At 44.3% G+C, this 17,053-nt stretch carries 25 protein-coding genes and 2 pseudogenes; 17 read left to right on the forward strand and 10 right to left on the reverse strand.

The genetic code is table 11. The annotated features are described in order from the left end of the window. The first annotated feature begins 35 nt into the window (after positions 1-35). Together JCM11216_RS07620 and JCM11216_RS17855 are read left to right on the forward strand one after the other, a co-directional pair. Entirely contained in the window at positions 36-449 is a 414-nt protein-coding gene (locus JCM11216_RS07620) for a hypothetical protein (RefSeq protein ID WP_054853803.1), read from the forward strand. Positions 450-528: 79 nt separating this feature from the next. Then, the gene (locus tag JCM11216_RS17855; protein WP_243675705.1) at positions 529-714 is read left to right on the forward strand and encodes a phosphatase PAP2 family protein; all 186 of its coding nucleotides are present in this window, start codon (positions 529-531) and stop codon (positions 712-714) included. Here the strand turns inward: JCM11216_RS17855 and JCM11216_RS07625 are convergent. The 4 genes from JCM11216_RS07625 to psmA are packed head-to-tail and all read right to left on the reverse strand — an operon-like array spanning position 667 to position 2,878. Beyond that, positions 667-1,461 carry a tRNA (adenine-N1)-methyltransferase gene (locus tag JCM11216_RS07625; protein WP_054853804.1) on the reverse strand — a complete coding sequence of 265 codons (795 nt, stop codon included), beginning with the start codon at positions 1,459-1,461 and terminating at the stop codon, positions 667-669. The genes JCM11216_RS17855 and JCM11216_RS07625 overlap by 48 nt on opposite strands. Before the next feature lie 33 nt (positions 1,462-1,494). After that, on the reverse strand, positions 1,495-1,908 hold the full coding sequence (locus tag JCM11216_RS07630) for a hypothetical protein (RefSeq protein ID WP_243675706.1): 414 nt from the start codon (positions 1,906-1,908) through the stop codon (positions 1,495-1,497). After that, positions 1,905-2,102, reverse strand: coding sequence for a hypothetical protein (locus JCM11216_RS17860; protein WP_243675707.1), 198 nt, complete (start codon positions 2,100-2,102; stop codon positions 1,905-1,907). Before JCM11216_RS17860 ends, JCM11216_RS07630 begins: the two co-directional genes overlap by 4 nt. Positions 2,103-2,143: 41 nt before the next feature. Continuing rightward, complete coding sequence (psmA, locus tag JCM11216_RS07635) at positions 2,144-2,878, reverse strand: archaeal proteasome endopeptidase complex subunit alpha (RefSeq protein WP_054853805.1); 735 nt, start codon at positions 2,876-2,878, stop codon at positions 2,144-2,146. 119 nt (positions 2,879-2,997) lie between these two features. On the opposite strand from psmA, the gene JCM11216_RS07640 reads away from it, so the two are divergent. The 5 genes from JCM11216_RS07640 to JCM11216_RS07655 all read left to right on the forward strand — a co-directional run bounded on the left by JCM11216_RS07640 (position 2,998) and on the right by JCM11216_RS07655 (position 5,350). Beyond that, positions 2,998-3,417, forward strand: a complete 420-nt coding sequence (locus JCM11216_RS07640; RefSeq protein WP_054853806.1) for a NifB/NifX family molybdenum-iron cluster-binding protein — start codon at positions 2,998-3,000, stop codon at positions 3,415-3,417. Beyond that, positions 3,414-3,566 (forward strand): hypothetical protein, encoded by a 153-nt coding sequence (locus JCM11216_RS17865; RefSeq protein ID WP_243675708.1) that lies wholly within the window; start codon positions 3,414-3,416, stop codon positions 3,564-3,566. Before JCM11216_RS07640 ends, JCM11216_RS17865 begins: the two co-directional genes overlap by 4 nt. Beyond that, complete coding sequence (locus JCM11216_RS07645) at positions 3,524-3,859, forward strand: class I SAM-dependent methyltransferase (RefSeq protein ID WP_243675721.1); 336 nt, start codon at positions 3,524-3,526, stop codon at positions 3,857-3,859. Before JCM11216_RS17865 ends, JCM11216_RS07645 begins: the two co-directional genes overlap by 43 nt. Before the next feature lie 378 nt (positions 3,860-4,237). Next, positions 4,238-4,615 carry a hypothetical protein gene (locus JCM11216_RS07650; protein WP_054853808.1) on the forward strand — a complete coding sequence of 126 codons (378 nt, stop codon included), beginning with the start codon at positions 4,238-4,240 and terminating at the stop codon, positions 4,613-4,615. Positions 4,616-4,642: 27 nt separating this feature from the next. Continuing rightward, positions 4,643-5,350 (forward strand): phosphoglycolate phosphatase, encoded by a 708-nt coding sequence (locus JCM11216_RS07655; RefSeq protein ID WP_054853809.1) that lies wholly within the window; start codon positions 4,643-4,645, stop codon positions 5,348-5,350. On the opposite strand, the gene JCM11216_RS07660 is transcribed toward JCM11216_RS07655, so the two are convergent. Beyond that, positions 5,345-6,058, reverse strand: a complete 714-nt coding sequence (locus JCM11216_RS07660) for a hypothetical protein (protein ID WP_054853810.1) — start codon at positions 6,056-6,058, stop codon at positions 5,345-5,347. The two genes, JCM11216_RS07655 and JCM11216_RS07660, sit on opposite strands and share 6 nt — an antisense overlap. A 121-nt stretch (positions 6,059-6,179) precedes the next feature. Here JCM11216_RS07660 and JCM11216_RS07665 point away from each other — a divergent pair. Next, positions 6,180-7,820 (forward strand): annotated as a pseudogene (locus tag JCM11216_RS07665) (B12-binding domain-containing radical SAM protein). Between the two features lies 1 nt (position 7,821). Here JCM11216_RS07665 and JCM11216_RS07670 read toward each other — a convergent pair. Next, the gene (locus JCM11216_RS07670; RefSeq protein ID WP_243675709.1) at positions 7,822-8,310 is read right to left on the reverse strand and encodes a phosphoribosyltransferase family protein; all 489 of its coding nucleotides are present in this window, start codon (positions 8,308-8,310) and stop codon (positions 7,822-7,824) included. Between the two features lie 185 nt (positions 8,311-8,495). Here JCM11216_RS07670 and JCM11216_RS07675 point away from each other — a divergent pair, with 185 nt between their 5' ends. From JCM11216_RS07675 to JCM11216_RS07700, 7 genes are all read left to right on the forward strand, one after another. Continuing rightward, positions 8,496-9,014 (forward strand): hypothetical protein, encoded by a 519-nt coding sequence (locus tag JCM11216_RS07675; RefSeq protein WP_054853812.1) that lies wholly within the window; start codon positions 8,496-8,498, stop codon positions 9,012-9,014. 70 nt (positions 9,015-9,084) lie between these two features. Next, positions 9,085-9,936: a slipin family protein gene (locus tag JCM11216_RS07680; protein ID WP_054853813.1), complete on the forward strand. Its 852-nt coding sequence runs from the start codon at positions 9,085-9,087 to the stop codon at positions 9,934-9,936. Positions 9,937-10,171: 235 nt separating this feature from the next. After that, positions 10,172-11,287: an NfeD family protein gene (locus tag JCM11216_RS07685; protein ID WP_243675710.1), complete on the forward strand. Its 1,116-nt coding sequence runs from the start codon at positions 10,172-10,174 to the stop codon at positions 11,285-11,287. A 99-nt stretch (positions 11,288-11,386) separates the two neighbouring features. Then, positions 11,387-11,698: a hypothetical protein gene (locus JCM11216_RS17870; RefSeq protein WP_243675711.1), complete on the forward strand. Its 312-nt coding sequence runs from the start codon at positions 11,387-11,389 to the stop codon at positions 11,696-11,698. After that, positions 11,695-12,123 (forward strand): DUF1614 domain-containing protein, encoded by a 429-nt coding sequence (locus JCM11216_RS17875; RefSeq protein ID WP_243675712.1) that lies wholly within the window; start codon positions 11,695-11,697, stop codon positions 12,121-12,123. The genes JCM11216_RS17870 and JCM11216_RS17875 overlap by 4 nt, the downstream gene beginning before the upstream one ends. A gap of 45 nt (positions 12,124-12,168) precedes the next feature. Then, positions 12,169-12,849 (forward strand): HAD family hydrolase, encoded by a 681-nt coding sequence (locus JCM11216_RS07695; protein ID WP_054853814.1) that lies wholly within the window; start codon positions 12,169-12,171, stop codon positions 12,847-12,849. 39 nt (positions 12,850-12,888) lie between these two features. Continuing rightward, positions 12,889-13,674 (forward strand): hypothetical protein, encoded by a 786-nt coding sequence (locus tag JCM11216_RS07700; protein ID WP_054853815.1) that lies wholly within the window; start codon positions 12,889-12,891, stop codon positions 13,672-13,674. 2 nt (positions 13,675-13,676) lie between these two features. Here JCM11216_RS07700 and JCM11216_RS07705 read toward each other — a convergent pair whose 3' ends face one another. The 4 genes and pseudogenes from JCM11216_RS07705 to JCM11216_RS07720 all read right to left on the reverse strand — a co-directional run bounded on the left by JCM11216_RS07705 (position 13,677) and on the right by JCM11216_RS07720 (position 15,849). Further along, on the reverse strand, positions 13,677-14,363 hold the full coding sequence (locus tag JCM11216_RS07705; protein WP_054853816.1) for a PHP domain-containing protein: 687 nt from the start codon (positions 14,361-14,363) through the stop codon (positions 13,677-13,679). Further along, positions 14,341-15,020: pseudogene (locus tag JCM11216_RS07710) on the reverse strand (TIGR00296 family protein). The gene JCM11216_RS07705 and the pseudogene JCM11216_RS07710 overlap by 23 nt, the downstream one beginning before the upstream one ends. Next, the gene (locus tag JCM11216_RS07715; RefSeq protein WP_054853817.1) at positions 14,977-15,231 is read right to left on the reverse strand and encodes a hypothetical protein; all 255 of its coding nucleotides are present in this window, start codon (positions 15,229-15,231) and stop codon (positions 14,977-14,979) included. Before JCM11216_RS07715 ends, JCM11216_RS07710 begins: the two are co-directional and overlap by 44 nt. Positions 15,232-15,270: 39 nt before the next feature. Beyond that, complete coding sequence (locus JCM11216_RS07720; protein ID WP_054853818.1) at positions 15,271-15,849, reverse strand: ATP:cob(I)alamin adenosyltransferase; 579 nt, start codon at positions 15,847-15,849, stop codon at positions 15,271-15,273. Positions 15,850-15,949: 100 nt separating this feature from the next. Here JCM11216_RS07720 and JCM11216_RS17880 point away from each other — a divergent pair, with 100 nt between their 5' ends. Both JCM11216_RS17880 and JCM11216_RS17885 read left to right on the forward strand, forming a co-directional pair. After that, the gene (locus tag JCM11216_RS17880) at positions 15,950-16,186 is read left to right on the forward strand and encodes a hypothetical protein (protein WP_243675713.1); all 237 of its coding nucleotides are present in this window, start codon (positions 15,950-15,952) and stop codon (positions 16,184-16,186) included. A gap of 421 nt (positions 16,187-16,607) precedes the next feature. Next, positions 16,608-17,051 carry a hypothetical protein gene (locus JCM11216_RS17885; protein WP_243675714.1) on the forward strand — a complete coding sequence of 148 codons (444 nt, stop codon included), beginning with the start codon at positions 16,608-16,610 and terminating at the stop codon, positions 17,049-17,051. Positions 17,052-17,053: the final 2 nt, after the last annotated feature.

Consider the following 17,053-nt stretch of genomic DNA (forward strand, 5'->3'; position numbering starts at 1 on the left):
TAATACTAATAAGATTTGGCGTTACGGCATGATTAATGAATTTTAGGGTTGAGCGTAAACACCTCTACGTGGCGCTGGTGCTATACCTGCTTTATGCTTTGTTAACGGCTTACGTAGTTACAAACGGAGAAAGCAGCCCACTAAATACATACCTATTTTTTGCGGTTTTCAATAGCAGGATACCTCAACTAACGCCTCTGCTCACGGTAATAAGCATCGATGAGTATGGAAGGGCGTTCTTCTGGATACCCGTGGCATTGATACTCTGGTACCTCGGCGGTAGGTATAGGAGGGCTAGTGTGCTCATGGTTTCAGCCTTCGTGATAAGCCTAGTACTCGGTGAATTAATGAAGCACGTAATGTACGAGCCAAGGCCATTCCTGGTACTACACATAACACCGCTGATCCATGAACAACCGGACTCCTCGTATCCATCAGCCACGCATTGATCGTCAGCACCGGAGCGTACGCAGTAATAATGACGTTGCCTGGTACGTATCACTGCCCTTAACCGTGGAGGCATTGCTCGTGTCTTACGGTAGGGTTTACGTAGGAGTCCACTGGCCACTAGACGTTATAGCAGGTTGGTTATTGGGAATAGCCAATGCCGAGCTTGTACTTGCCCTACCCTGGTACTACGAAATCGTTTACGCAGTAATGAGAAAACTACTTGGTTGGTTGAGCTATAGGCCTGAGGGTTCTACGACCAATTAGGATATAGCCCGTATGAGCATTAACCCAGGTCTGAGGCCTAACCTCACTGGGTTCTGTCTTCCATTCCCTGACCATGACATCAAACATTTTAACATCAATATAGCCATAATCGCGCATTGCCGCGAGTACCCTAATCACTTGGTTCACCGTGGGTACGTAAACCACGAGAACCCCATCAGACCTCAGCGCCTCCGTTGCCCTGGGTATCGCGTTCCAGGGATCACCCATATCCAGGATCACCGCGTCTAAATCCCTCTCGGCGAATCCGTCAGCGATTACATCCCTTAGCTTCAACTCAACCCAGTCAAGAAGCTCAAGCATTTCGAGGTTCTTCCTAGCAGTACTTATGGCATCCTCCCTCTTATCATAGCCGTAAACTTTACCGCTGGGTTTAACGTAGTAGGCAAGCATGGCGGTCATAAACCCACTCCCAACGCCAGCCTCCGCAACCCTACTGCCGGGGCCAATCCCTGCATTGATTATTATTTGGGCTGCATCCTTTGGGTAAATAACCTGGGTAACCCTATCAGCCCTCTCGAGTAGGATATCCGTAATTAATGGCCTCAATACAGCAAGATCATAGCCCAGGTTGGTTTTTATTAAGGTGCCGTACTCCCGGTTAATAATATCGTCAGTATTTATGATACCTCTTATCGTGCTTATCCTCGAACCCCCCCTAGTTACCCTAATCACTGATCTAACGCCGTCACCAACAATCAATACATAATCTCCCTCCTTAATGGGCATACCTCCCTCAGGCCATTGAGTATGTGGGATTATTTATGGATTTTTACGGGAAGGTTCATCGACGAACTGCTCAATGTATTGCATGAATTCCTCGAGGGTTCCCTTAACCAATCCTTTCTTAAACAAGTCATTCCACTTATTAATGATTTCCTTAAACTCCGCCTTAGTCTTGATGGCGTCCTCTATTGACGAAATTTCAACCCTGAAGTTCGCGTAACCACCCTTATTAATTCCGGGGGGGCAATACCCAAGTGCCTTATCATAGACCTCAAACTTAATCACACCGCCATCAAGCCAGTAAATGAATGGGTAGTACCTACATACATTGGGCTTGACTGGGTGCACGGAACAAACCAGTTTATCGCCGACCCACTTATTGAATATGCATGTGCCATCAAGTCTCTTCTTAAGCACAAGGTAGTACTCACCATCCCTAAGCCTTATCACGGCTCATCCCAATCAGCAGCCATGTCCTTTGGAAATAGGGCAAGGAATTCCCTGGGTCTCATCCCCCCCGTGTACCTGGCAATCCTAGCCGCGTCCCTATGCGTCACAGGTATCCAGTAGCGCCTACAGCATTCGCCGCATAATGTACAGGTAAACCTAACCCTTGGGAATTCTGCGCTTATTTTGATATTCATAATAATTTAGGGCAGGTTTTAGGAAGACCTACTTATGAGGATTATGTTTGAGGTGATGATCCCTTAACCTCCTGCAGATACTTACTTACCTCATCCGTGGTTAATTTCCTAAATATCTTTGTCTTAACATCAACAACACCTATCTCAAGCCTATCAGGCTCGGGAGCCTCAAGAACAAGGCTTAACGCCCTAATGGCGAGCTTCACACAATCGTCGAGGCTCACATCGTACTTATACTCCTTCTCTAGGAACTCCGTTATTCTAGATGACTCAGCGCCCATGGCGACGGCATAGAAGCCAAAGTATATACCGCCTGGGTCTGTCTGGAATAGCCTTGGCCCATGCTTATCAACACCACCAACAATTAAGGCGGCGCCGAATGGTCTCACGCCGCCATACTGAGTATGCATTTGCTTTAGGTCGCTAATTCTCCTAGTTAGTAATTCGACGTCTATTGGTTCATCATAAAGTAACTTATGCGTTTGCGCCTCCTGTCTTGCGTATTCAATGAGTACCCTAGCGTCGGATAGTAAACCCGATGCTGCAATGCCGATGTGGTCATCTATCATGTAAACCTTCTCAATACTGTTTAGATCAATTAAGGCGCTAACCTTCCTCTTCTCAGCGGCGAGTACGACACCATCCGCGCACTTAATGCCGATGGTGGCCCAACCCCTCTTAACGGCCTCACCAGCGTACCTAACCTGGTATAGCTCACCCTCTGGGCTGAATATCGTTATGGCTCTATCATACCCGTAAACCTGTGGTGAGAACATACCCTTCGTTAATGCCTTATCAAGTGGGCTTTTTAAATCAAACCTACTTAATTGTTTATTTTGTAATTGAGACTTGCCGCGTAAGCTTTTTAAATTAGTAATCGAGTTCGATATCGGATATGAGAATAGCGATATCGGTGAGTAATGGCTTTGTTTCAGGACCTGGTGAGGGTGATGAGGTGTGGATAGTGGAGGTTAGGGATAATGGTACTTACGAGGTTATTGAGCGATATGAAAACCCAGCCAAGTACGCCCAGCAGGTTAGGGGCATATTCATGCTAAGGAGTATACTTGAACGTGGAGTTGACACAGTTATACTATCCGAGATTGGGCCTCCAGGCTATAGATGGGCGGTTGGAAAGGGCATTAAGATCTACATATTTGAGGGACATGTTGATGATGCAATTAAGGCGTTTATTAACGGTGAATTAACCGAGGCGCAGGGGCCAACACATGAAGAGCACCATGGTCACCATAGGCATCATAAACATTTTGAGGAAGAGAGAACTAGTGTGTATGAGATTCTTAAGCCTACGTGAGTAATGGGATGATTATTGCAGACCTGGGCTGTGGTGAGGGTTACTACTGCGATTTCTTCAGGTATATGCATCAAGACTTTATTGCGTTGATATTGATGAGGCAGCAATCGAGGAGGTTCGTAGAAGGTTCGGTAACTACGGCAATATAACCATACTTAATGAAGATATTATTAGCACATCAATACCGAGTGATAGCGTTGACCTTGCCTTCATGTCCAATGTATTTCATGATATTGAGGATAAGGAGGCAGTCGTTAAAGAGGTAAATAGGATACTGAAGCCTGGCGGTAGGTTAATAATCATCGAGTTTAAGAAGGACGTAATGTTTGGACCACCATTTAAGCTCAGACCCGAGGAGGTTGAGCAGTACTTCAATAAATGGGGGCTTTATCAGAGAAGACTATGCAGAGGTTTCTCCTTATCATTACATGCTGGTCCTTAAAAAGGCAAGGTTGGGTGCGGATTGAATATATTTTGCTACGGTTTAAATATAGGTATAAATAGTTCAAAAATTAAATGATAAGAAATGGCTTGCAAGCCCGATTGGCTTATTCGGTATAAGGATGTCATTAGTGAATTAAGGCTTGCCCTATATGAATTCGAGAATGGGGGGGTCTTGACTTTCAATTTTTTATTAATAGGATAAATAAGTCGTTGATCAATTGCGGATATGGTCCTATAAAAGTCGTGGTTTCCGACTTCATGACGGGCATTTTCGGAGCCTATGCGGTTTATATACCTCGTAGATCAGGATCTATGATGTACATCTCCACAGAACTTATGAAAAGGCCAAGGCCATTACTTGGTAGGATATTGATGCATGAGGTTTTTCATCACGTACTTTACCAGAATCCCCCCATCATTATTATTCAAAATAGCGCCAAGAAGAATTGAGCCATTTATTCTCATATCCATACCACTAATAACCATTATTACCTTAGCCATGATTTTCAACGATGTATCCTATAGCTTTTTACCCTATATTATTGCTGTTTCATCAATAACATTGATATCAATAACGGTCATATTGATAAGGGCATTAAATGAACATGAGTTAGTGGCCACGGCCTTAGTAATTTATCTATTAACTAACGAGTGGATTAAGGATTGGGCGTATTACCACGATGAGAATGCATTGATGAGTATTAAATGGAGAGTGAGCACAGTGCCTAAGGGAGTCGTTGTGGCACAAAGATAAAAAATAGGATTTGGTGTTTGGGATTCGATGATCAAGCTCGTACTACTTGATATTGATGGCACCCTAACTAGGGATAGGAATACCGAGGCCCTTGATCCCGACGCAATCGCTGCAGTGCAAGAACTTGTGGGTAACTACATCGTTGGCTTAGTAACGGGTAACGCGTTGATAGTTACCCAAGCCCTCTCCCGTTACATAGGCCTACCCAGGGGGTCACCTCTTATTGCCGAGAATGGATGCATCGTTGATTATAGGAGTGAGGTTCGCGAATTATGTGAGGACTTAAACTTGAGGGAGATCGCGTTAAGCCTAATGAAAATGATACCGGACCTAAGGCCTACGTATCAATTCAATTACAGGAAATTCGACATAACATTATGGGCACCCAGGGATCCCTACGAACTAGTGGAGGATGTTAAGGATAAATTGAAAAGAATGAACCTAGACAGTAAGGTGAAGGTTTCCCACAGTGGCTATGCCCTACACCTACAGCCGATTAATTCAAGTAAGGCCGTGGCCGTTAAGTACCTCTGTGACACAATAGGTATATCTTGTAATGACACTGTTTATGTGGGTGACAGTGATACGGATATTGACGTAATGGACGTTGTGGGTTACGGAGTTGCAGTATCAAATGCGACGGACGAACTTAAGAGAAGGGCTAAGATAGTGCTTGATAAGCCAAGTGGTAAGGGAGTTGCTGATTTCCTAAGGAATTACTTGCCAAGACTATGATTTTTTGAACATCATTAATAAGTAATTATAGGCGTTCTCAACGTTGAAGTTATTCCTAGTAAAATCCCTAAAATCACCATACCTCCTAACAAAGTCATTATCTAATCCCTTAACGGTATCATTCCACAATGATTTACCTAAGCCCATATTCCCCGCTAGCTCAATACTGAGTGGTACATCAAGTGCCAATGCCATTATCGCACAATCAATAGTTGGTTCGCAAGTCATTAGTACATTCCTTAACTCATCCCTATTAAATGCATTAATCACGTATTGAATCAATAACTGTGATTTAGCTATTACGAAATCAACGGTTCTCCTAAGCATGGCCAATGATACCCTGTACATTACATTATCATTTATACCCTGTGGTATGATCCACATACTGACTAGTTCTGGGTCGTTCAAAACCTTTACTAGGGCAACTTCCCGCAATGCGATAATCCTGGCATCCTCCTTCAATCGAAGCAGTTCACTTGGTAGTACAGATATGATAGACTGCCCCTCAGCATCGATGTACTTAATGGGCCACTCCTCATGCGTCACCTCCTTAAGGCCGAGAGCCTCCCTTACCCTATTGTGGTTATCTGTTATGTAAATAATAATATCATCACATGGAACCCCGAGTTCCTTAATGGCCCATATAATTAATTCCTTAACCTTATTTAATTCATTGTCCGGAATACTTACTAATTGTATTATCTCCATTTTGGCGTATTGTTTTACTTAGGGTTAATAATCCTTAACTGGGATCAGGATAAAAAATACAAATGAGAATCTTAATTGGCAGTAAAAGCTTTTAAAGGAACTATACCCCCTGCATTCATTAATGGTATTACCAAAGTACGATGTTGTAATAACCACAGACCGCTCAATGATGAGTAATTATCACGGTAAGGAGTTCCTGGGATTCGTGACGACGGGGGGGCCATTATTCATAACAGTAGGTCCATTTAGGAAACTTGGCGAGTGGATTCATGAGTACATAGCGATGCTAAGATGAAGGTTGATAAGTACGGTAGGCCGTATCAAGCGCCCTACGGCATGAGGAAGATAGAGGCCGCGCTGCTTGATGCAGGTATAAATGCCGCAATAATTGACCCAGACCACGTGCATAAGTACATACCCAATGCCAAGATGCTCATGCTCAGTCACCATGATTACTTCGGACTTAATCCACCATCATCGACCTGGTCAGCAATTGTTGGCAAAGAACCACTCAATGCGTACTCATTCAGGAGGTTCATGATGAGGATTAGGCCATACATAATGGATGCCAAGAGTAGGAATGGCCTTAAGGTTGTTGTTGGCGGTCCAGCGGCATGGCAGTGGTTATACCTGCCAGAGCTCATGGACTTCTTTGGGGGGGTTGATACGGTATTTGATGGTGAGGGCGAGAGACTCGTCGTTGACCTTGTAAAGAGAATGCTCAATAATGAGTCTGTGCTCGATATGTATATGTTGGTGTGAATGATGTGCCAAGTATTGATGAGATACCGACTATTAAGTACCCAGCAGTTAATGGCTTCATAGAAATAGGTAGAGGATGCCCGAGAGGCTGTGCTTTCTGCCCGGTTACAATAAGGCCGCTTAGGTGTACTCGCTCGAGAAGATCGAGGAGGAACTGAAGCTTCATGTTAAGTACGGCATAGTACATGGCCTAATACACTCAGATGACGTGCCACTGTATGGATCGACAGGCGTTGAGCTTAATCCCGATAAATTGATTAAACTACACCAACTCGTTAAGAGGTATTACCTAACAATGGCCTGGAGCCACACAACATTGGCATCAGTATTAACAGCAGAAAAGAAACACAATAAGTTGCTACGAAAATTGCCGAGATAATTGAGGATGAGCACCAGGACTGGTGGGGGGGCGCACAGGTGGGCCTGGAGACTGGTTCAAGGAGGTTAGCCAAGGCCATAATGCCCGGCAAGGCCGCGCCGTTTAAGATTGAGGATTGGTGGGACGTTGTTGAGGAGGCATTGGGTGTGATGCATGATATTAAGCTCATACCTGCTTTGACGGTGATTATAGGGTTACCTGGGGGGAGACGGAGGATGACATAATGGAGACAATAGAGCTACTCGATAGGATAAGGCCATATAGGAGCTTGGTTGTGCCCATGTTCTACGTCCCCATGAACACATAAGGGCTGAGAAGGATGGCTGGATAATCAAGTACAACCTAATGCCTGAGCACATCGAGTTAATGAAGAAGATGTTCGAGCACAGTATATACTGGGCTAAGGACATTGTGAACCACTTCTACCTAAAGGGACCGCAGTACTGGCCGGTTAGGGTTGCCGTTAATTACTTCATGAATTACGTGGAGAAGAGGGTTAGGGCCTTATACGATAGGCTTGACCAGATTGCCGCTGAAATTAAGAATAGAAAGTTAGTTTCGAAGGTAGAGGCTCCTAAGCTCATGGAGTTATACACATCATCTAGTGAGGAGGAGGAATAGGTTAAGTCCTCATTAATTCCTGCATTTTAATTAATTCGTGGCTAGTGAATATTACCCTGGCCTCGTTAATACCCACGTTTCTGAAGGTCTCAAAGCTCTCCCATGGGTATATAATGTAGACCCACCTAACCCACTTATAGGCGTAATAGTCAGGTACATACCTGCTCGTTATTGCTTTGTAATCAAGAACGGCGGTCCTGACTTCCCTGGCGCCAAGGCCTATTAATACCTCCCTAGCAGTGCTAAGTGTTAAGCCTGAATCACTAACGTCATCCACCAATAACACACTGAGATTCCTAAGGGTAATGCTTGGTTTATACTTAATGGCAATACTATCCTTAGCCCTACCAAAGTTCCAATGCGTTAATTGCATAAGATCGGTGGGTATTCCAAGTATATCGGACATTAATGACGCAATGACAACACCACCCTTGGAAATACCTATTAACGCATCAGGCTGGAAATTACTCCTTAAAATATCCTGGACCAATTTTAAGACGCCCCCCCTTTCGATATCTTCCCACTTATACCGGTGATAATCCGCCATTATAACTCGTGAAAAGGGTGGTTTATAAACCAATCGTTTTACGTATTTAAATAAATACTCCGAGCTATGGCGTCACGATACACGGGATACCTAAGGTATTTATACACAGATAATGCTTGAGAAAATAAATGATTAATAGGTACCAGGTAATGATCATTTCAGGAATACTGATAATATTGGCTTCATCAATACCAATATACTACTCTCACTGGGAATCGGCGATTTCGTATAACCATGTTAATGCAACAACATGCATAGAGGTTTTGGATAATATAATCAATGGTTCATTAACTGGCAATAGAATAAATGAGGTTATAAAGTCCCTGGACCAATCATTACTTATTTCAATTGAGGTAAACATAGAGTATACAAATGGTTCGAGTGTGACCTACGGCTATTACACACCGATTGGGGGGGCAAGTGGCGTGGCAATAGCACCAATGATCTCCGGCAATATCGAGATTTTCGGCAGGACTCACTGCGCATATATGGGTCGTGATTACGTGATTAATGTGTTCATTGGGCAATACGTGACAGCACTATACCTATTTGGTATTGGGATTGCGCTTATAATCGTGGGTTTCGTAATGATTGCACTGGGTGATTATTTAAAGGATAAACGTAATCGCCGGCGTTTTGGTCAATAGTTTAATAATACGATATTAACCCATCATTGGTAAAATAAGTTTATTAATGGCCCTGTAAATTTAATAACTAATGTATATGCAGTTACTACCCCCCCAGGTATTGCTTCAGGTCGGTACGATAATAGCAGTGGCGATACTGGCAATATTTTTACTGATAATTATCATTGCAATACTGGCGTACTCGATTAGGATCGTTCCTGAATACCAGAGAATCGTTAAATTGAGACTCGGTAAGTATAAGGGCATCTATGGACCTGGCATTGTGTTCATAATACCCGTTATTGATAGACCAATAACGATGGACCTAAGGGTCATATCAATTGACTTATCAAGCCAGAGGGCCTTGACCAAGGATAACGTTGAGGTTACGATAGACGCCGCGGTTTACATGAGGGTCATCGATGCAGCCAAAGCGGTACTGTCAGTGACTGACTATAGAAGTGCCACAGCGACGCTAGGTGCCGCCGTCCTAAGAGACGTCATTGGTATGGTCGACTTGGACACATTACTTACACAGAGGGAGGAGGTTGCCAAGAAGATAGCCTCCATAATCGATGAGCACGTTAGTCCATGGGGGGGCGTTAAGGTAACGGCAGTTGCGATAAAGGACATAAAGCTGCCTGATACCCTGATCAGGGCCATGGCAGCCCAGGCAGAGGCTGAGAGAATGAGGAGGGCTAAGGTTATCCTGGCCCAGGCAGATTATGAGGCATCGCAGATGTACCTGAAGGCTGCTGAGACCTACAATAAGAACCCAATATCACTAACGCTTAGGCAACTTGACACATTACTTGAGGTGGCTAAGGAACACAACCTAATACTTGTTGTGCCGAGCTCTCTTGAGGTCACGACATTGTCAACACTAGCCGCGGCAGCGCTGAAGAAGCAGCAGGAGGGTTCAGGTGGTACGACCCAGCAGTGAGTAAACATGAAGTTGAAGTATGGGCCTTTAATTGCGTTAACTATAATGATTTTGTTAACAACGGCGTTAATTCACATATCAATTGCGGGTTCTAATACGTATGTGATTCATGAGGTATATGTTTTTAATCTTAATGGTGAAATAACTGATTTGACGTATGAGGAACTACAAAATGCTCTGCAGCTTGCAGAATCAACACCGAACTCGGCATTATTAATAATCCTTGAAACACCGGGTGGGGGAATTAGACGCCGCGCTAAATATCGTATCGAGTATTGAGAACTCGAAAATACCCGTGATAGGCTTTGTATATCCCACGGGCTCATATGCATGGTCTGCGGGCACGCTTGTCCTTATGTCAACCACCATAGCCGCCATGGCGCCAGGTACGGTAATAGGCTCCTGCGAGCCTGTTGAGATAAACCCAATAACTGGCCAGGAGGTGTTCATAAATGAGAGCAAGATACTCAATGCGATTAGTCAGTACTTCATGGAGGTTGCCGAGTTCAGGAGTAGGAATGCGACCTTTGCCCATGACTGCGTATTCTACAACACGAATCTTGGACCTGAGGATGCACTTAAGTACGGCGTTATAAACTTCGTAGCCACGGATTTGGATTCATTACTTAATGAAATAAACGGCAGTACAATAAGTGGGGGGGTTACGTATTACGTCATTAATCCGGAGGTCACGTATTACCAGCCAGGCATTGGGTACCAGGTTTATGAGGTCTTGATTAATCCCACGATACAGGACCTATTGGCCGGGATAGGGCTCTTCCTCGCCATTATCGGCTTCGCAGTAAGGCATTACTACCTGGCTGGGGGGGTTGGTATTATACTGATGATAATACCCATGCTCACGGGATTATCCGTCAACTGGCTCGGCCTGGCACTACTAATTATTGGTTTAGCCGCAATAGCCATTGACGTGCACGCGGGCTTCACAACACATGCATCACTATTCATAACAGGTATGATACTTACTGTACTGGGTCTCATACTCCTCCAACCAACCTACTCGCCTCAATCCTGGTTAATGGCTACAAACCAGGTCGAGGCCAGGATAGTGCTTTACGTGTTAATTGCCTTCGTGGGTGGGTTTGGAGGATTCATAGCGGCTAAGGTGATAGGCATAATAAGGACAAGACCTCTCTCAGAGAGACTTTACTGGCCCATTAATGATATTGGGACTGCTGTTGATGATATTAATAAGGACGAGATTGGATACGTGAGGGTGAGGGGGGGCGAATACTGGAGGGCTAAGGCGCTGGAGAACGTTAGGAAGGGTTCTAGGGTTGTTGTTGTTGGTGTTGATGGCGATACCCTACTTGTGAAACCATCCGCTTAAGATTATCATTATTTTCTGGCTTACGTTATAATTAACGACAAATTAAAGAAATCAAACCCAGTTACGCTTATTAAGTTTAGTGATGATAATCAATGGGTAATGGCATCTAGTTATGATGTAAGACCGAGACTTGGCATTAGGTTTTCATTACCTGTGAATATTTTCATTTTCATTGGTTTCCTGGTGATATCGCCCCCCCTGCTTTTATTTCTATTCCTAGTACTGGTTAGCATTGGTGTACGGCCATTGCTGGCATTGACGTTGACACTGGGTTCATTATTGACAAGTTATATTAATGTGGTTGTAGCCGAGGTCACTTACTATACACCGTTCACGCCATTCATCGACTTCATGAAGTTATTCCCAATGCCAATCACTATACAGAGGTTGATAAGTTATTTCTCGAGGTGAATGTGGGTGGTGCCGTGATACCAACGATAGTATCTATATACCTAATAACTGAGTACCTCATCCGCAGTATGTTGGTGTTTATTTCTTTCGTGATGTCATTGGCATTATCATCATTAATAATATGGCGCAATGCCAGATTAATCCCTGGTATCGGGATTGCACTACCATCTGCATTACCGATTCTACTAACTCTAACGTTCACATTAATAACCACAATAACACTTCATGCAAATCCACTGGCCTTCTCGTATAGCCTTGGTTCCTTATCGACATTACTTGGCGCTGACATATTCAATATTAAAAGGGTTGTAAGGGTGATGAGAGGTTACGTATCAATCGGCGGCGCAGGCGTCTTTGACGGAATATACCTAACGGGTCTCACGTCATTAATACTGGCGTCCTTATATAGGGCGCTATTACTTTGATTTACAGGCAAGCTTTTAATCCCCATTAGGCAATAATTGCCAGTGATGAATTACAGGTCTACAGATGATAATGATGATGCCTTGCTGGCTGACGCAAGGAAAATCAAGGCCGTAATATTCGACCTAGACGGCACCCTAGTAGATACAGTGCCTCTACATGTGGCGTCATGGATAGAGACGTGTAAACGCCTTGGCTTCCCCCCCATACCTACCATGGAGTATGTAAGAACGTTAATGGGACTTAGGGCCTTAGACATTGCGAAGAGATTATGTGGCGACATAATTGCCGAGAAGGCGCTTGAGATTAAGAATGAAGTGTACTTATCATTGCTTGACAGAGCCAGAACCATTGACGGTGCAACTGAATTGCTAAGTGCCCTTAAGGATCGAGGATTTATAATAGGTATAGTCACCTCAAGTTCTAGGAGGGTCGCCATCAAGGTCCTCGAGGTAACGGGACTTCATAAGTACGTGGATGCCCTCGTGGCGGGGGACGACGTCAACAGAGGTAAGCCAGACCCTGAACCACTACTGAGAATACTTAATTCCCTAGGTCTTGATGTCCACGAGGTCGTGGTTGTCGGCGATTCTAGATATGACGTTGAGATGGCGCTGAATGCGGGGGTTAGCATTGTGTTTTTCCTGGGTAAGCATGAGGATCCTCGGGTAATAAGCATCAAGGGTCTATTAGATGTTGCTAGGTATCTTGGTCAATTCTCAATATAAGCATTAATTTTATTAATTTTTCCCTAGGTCTTTATTGTAATGGTGACTCTGCAGACAGGAACAATGATGCTTGTGATAATAGTGATAGTTATAATAGCCGTGGTTCTGGCGTTATTATATAGGCTGGGTTATTTTGGTGGACGGCGTGGGAAGAAGGGGGGGCAGGGCGAAATAGAGCAGGCGTTTCCGCAGTATAAGCCTGAGCAGAAGTCTCAGCAGCGTCAAAGACCAAGTCCCTTACAGCCTTCTCAGGAGGTGCCTGCCGGACAGGGTGGTAGGGCATTACTTATCGAAAGTAAGCCCGTCGATGTCAAGCCGCTGCAGAGTCCCGAGAAACCTATCGATATTGATAGAATTGAAAAATTAATTAGGGGCATTGAGAATGAGTTAGTACAGATACTTAGGCAAACATCAGCGGATACTACAGATCTACTGCTCTCGAGAATTAATGAACTCAAGAGCTACATTGGTCAACTAGAAAGGCAATGCCTAATGCAGAGTCCACCCTTTGTTCAAATGGGTTATATCCCATCTAGTCTATTGGAATTCAAGGAACTGTTTAGGGCGTCCTTCGTAGGCCTTATGAAGGGCAAAAGCATTATTGAGCATGTGGGTGAATATAACATTGACGAGAGACTTATAAGTTCCGTTGTTAATTATAACATGGACCTCATGGTCGTATATAGCGGTAATAGGTACGTATACTTGGTAAAATATGGTGATTACTCACTTATTCTATCGACTGATGAGTACTTAGATTCAGTTAGTAGTGGCCTGGTTAGGTTACTATTTAAGAGGTTCATTGATGAAGTATTTAAGCCATAAGGCTAGTTCCTTATCCTACGCTTAATGGACCAGGAGAGTCTCCTAATAATTAATTTGGGACCGGGGTAATGCGCGATGGTCATAACACGATTATTAAGTAAGGCCTTAAACACGGACTCTACCGTTAAATCATCGACCTCAAACACAGTATGGGCAATACCGACGAGGTCAGGCACATGCGCATCACTATTCGCAAGACCGGGTAACCCAAGCTCACGGGCTGCCTTAGCGGCCCTCCAATTAAACACTGGTAATGCCCCCCCTGCATTAAACACCTCTATTGCATGCCATTTATACCTCCTCACCCTATCGCCAATGCCATGCCTCAATACATCATATGGATGTGCGGGTACTGCCACGCAGTTATTCTCGGCGACCCAATCAAGGAGTTCAGGTATTGATTTTGGCACGTTATCAGTGCCCGGGTACTCACTGCATAGTACCAATACATCGCCATTAAGTGTCCTGACCTCATTGCCTACTATAAATACGAAATCACCCCTTGACAATAAGTCATTATTCCTTATGAACTCTAACGCCTTGAGTGAGCCTTTAAATGTATCGTGGTCCGTTATAGCCAACGCTCTTATACCCTTATCCAAGGCATTTATTATTACATCCCTTGGCTCTCCCTTGCCATCACTATATATGGTGTGCGTATGTAGGTCAGCCCTTACTTTTATCGGCATTTCCACACCTCCTTAATTCCTCCATTAAATCCCTCTCAACAACCTCACCGTTGGGTTCAACCTCCTTAAATATCTGGGCCTCGTAAATAAGCACTGACGTATCCTCATCAAGCCAGCAATCAGGTGGTAGAAACGCCTTCATGCAGCCCTCATTGAGGAATGTCATGGAGTCCCAGCAATACTCAACGGGGGGGACCTGAGGCAGGAGAAGCCCCGAATAGTAGCCCTTCTGAATGACAATGCCGTGCCTACCAACCACGATCTTCTCAGGATAGGTCCTCGGATTTCCAGGTTCAAGTAACTCGAGTGGGCTTAATACGGATACCTCGAAGGTAACCTTGTTCAATTCCTCAATACTCATAGGCTCAAACCTTGGGTCCTCAACGGCGGCTGCTATGGCGCTCCTAATCACACCATTCACGGTGTTATAAACCGCCTGCGGAAAGCCAATACAACCCCCCCTGAGCTCGCCCCCCCTCCTATCCCTACCCGTGAATATTTCTATCGTTGTGAAGACTCCATACATGTCCTTGAGTAACTTCGGTGGTGTATCTGATGGTGCCTGAATAATCTTACCACTACGTAGGTATTCCTCACGGCCGCCCTAGCCAGTTTAACCAGGAACCTCCCCTCCTCTATGTTGTACGGTTTGAACATTACTACCACCCTTCTCTATTTTAGAGCTAAATAAATACACTATGCCCGTGATAATCCCCGAAACAATTACAAGGGATAGCATTAAGGCATCTAAAGCCTTGTTGGTATTACCGACTAGGAATTGCCCATTATCCATGAAGACCACGTAGTAAATAAGGACTATGATAGTTGCTATGAACAGTACCGTGGCAATTATGACAGTATGCCTCATCAATCCTCAAGCCATGGTAATTAATATAAAAGTTACCACCTACGGAGTATTAATGCCTAATAACGTCCTTATCTTATCATTAACGCTCTTAAATACATGCACATTGCTTAGGAATATTAGGTGAGCAATATACTTATTCAATTGATTAAGCATGCCAATGAGTTCATTAACATTGTTAATAGGGAAGTAGTCATCATCAAGCAGCTTAACCGCGGTCCTCTCGGCCTCCCTAGCCTTAACCCTGAGCAGGTTTAGTAATGCCGTTGTTTTATCACTGGGTATAAACCACCCCCCCAATTCCCTGCTATCTAACTCGCAAGCCTTATTAATCATATCCCTGACAGGCTTAAGCCACTCACTATCACCAGTGGCTAGGTACGTATTTAAAGCCGCGGTCATTGCAGCAATAGCCCTAAATTTATCGCTGCCGATTTCCTGAAGACCCCCCCACTCAGCCAATGCCTCGAGCTCGTCGAGCCTACCCATGAGCTCAATGGCTGGGTGATCCTTCCTAAGCCTGACATGTTTACCAAATACTATTACCTCGCTGAATCCGCCATCGCCTGGGCACTTGATTGATCCATCAATCCTCAGGCAATCAACGAATACGTTAGTCATAACAAACTCATTTAATTCCTCATTGGGGGGGAAATTAATATAGGTAGTACTTAATTTAATAATGCAATAACTAACAACGACTCAGTAGAGGTGGGTGAAAGTGAGCTTTACGTGCAGCATATGCGGGAGGCGTGTATCATTTTGGGAAGTGGCTTACGTAGGCAACTCCCTGGTAATCTGCAAGAAATGCTATCCTGAATACTACGTAAAGCATTGCCCATTGATTCGAAGAAGATTAGCCGGTGAATTACCACAACCATGCAATTACTGCCTATACCGCGGTAAGTGTGATGAGTATATAAAATCCTCACTAAGAGGCGGTAACTCACCGCAGTAGACAAAACTTATAACTATTCCAAGCCTATAGGACCTGAATGGGCAAACGGCCATGGGTTATTGAGGAACTCGACCGTGGTAATTACGGCATTATGCGTAGTTCAAGGTATGGGAGGTGAGGGGGCATCATATGCTGTGAGTGGTGGTGCGAGGGTTATTGGGCATCATCTGGATATTACGATCTATGTAGCGAAAAACCAACAATACCGAGCAAGCTTAATAGCGTCTCCTCAATACTCAGGGGATTTGCAAGCCCATCATCATTTCCCCCCCGAAGTAAATTATTAATATCGTTATGGCCACTAATACGTAATAGAGTACGAAATTCCCTAAATAGGTTATCAATTAACGAATTACCTAACGTTCCTGACAAGGTATCAAGAATTAATGTTGATACTGACGTATTAATAATTGGCGGAGGCTTGGCCGGTCTTTCAGTGGCGAGGGAGCTGGGTAAGCTTGGTTTGAAAACGGTGATTATCGAGGGTGAGTACTACCTTGGTGGGCACTTGGCCGTTGATGATACTGAGATCAAGGACTTAGGTAGGGGGGGCAGTGAATTCATTAGTAAGTTGGGTAAGGAGGTGAGTAGTTCAACCACAATACTCACTGGAACTATTTTTGATGGGTTCCTTGAGGACGCATCGATAGGTCACTCCAGGGATCACTCAAAGATTTACGTATTTAATTATAAGTACTTGGTGTTGACCCAGGGCTTTAGGGAGGTTCCACTTGTTTTTCCAGGTAATGGCACACCACGCATGATCACTGGGTTGACAGTACTTAAGTTCACCAAGTGGTGGGGGGGCTTTAGACCGAGGAGGGTCTTGGTTTGGGGGGGTAGTGATGATTGGGGGGGGTGTTAGGG

Origin of the sequence: Vulcanisaeta distributa JCM 11216 (assembly GCF_001315985.1) — an archaeon.
Classification (GTDB): domain Archaea; phylum Thermoproteota; class Thermoprotei; order Thermoproteales; family Thermocladiaceae; genus Vulcanisaeta; species Vulcanisaeta distributa_E.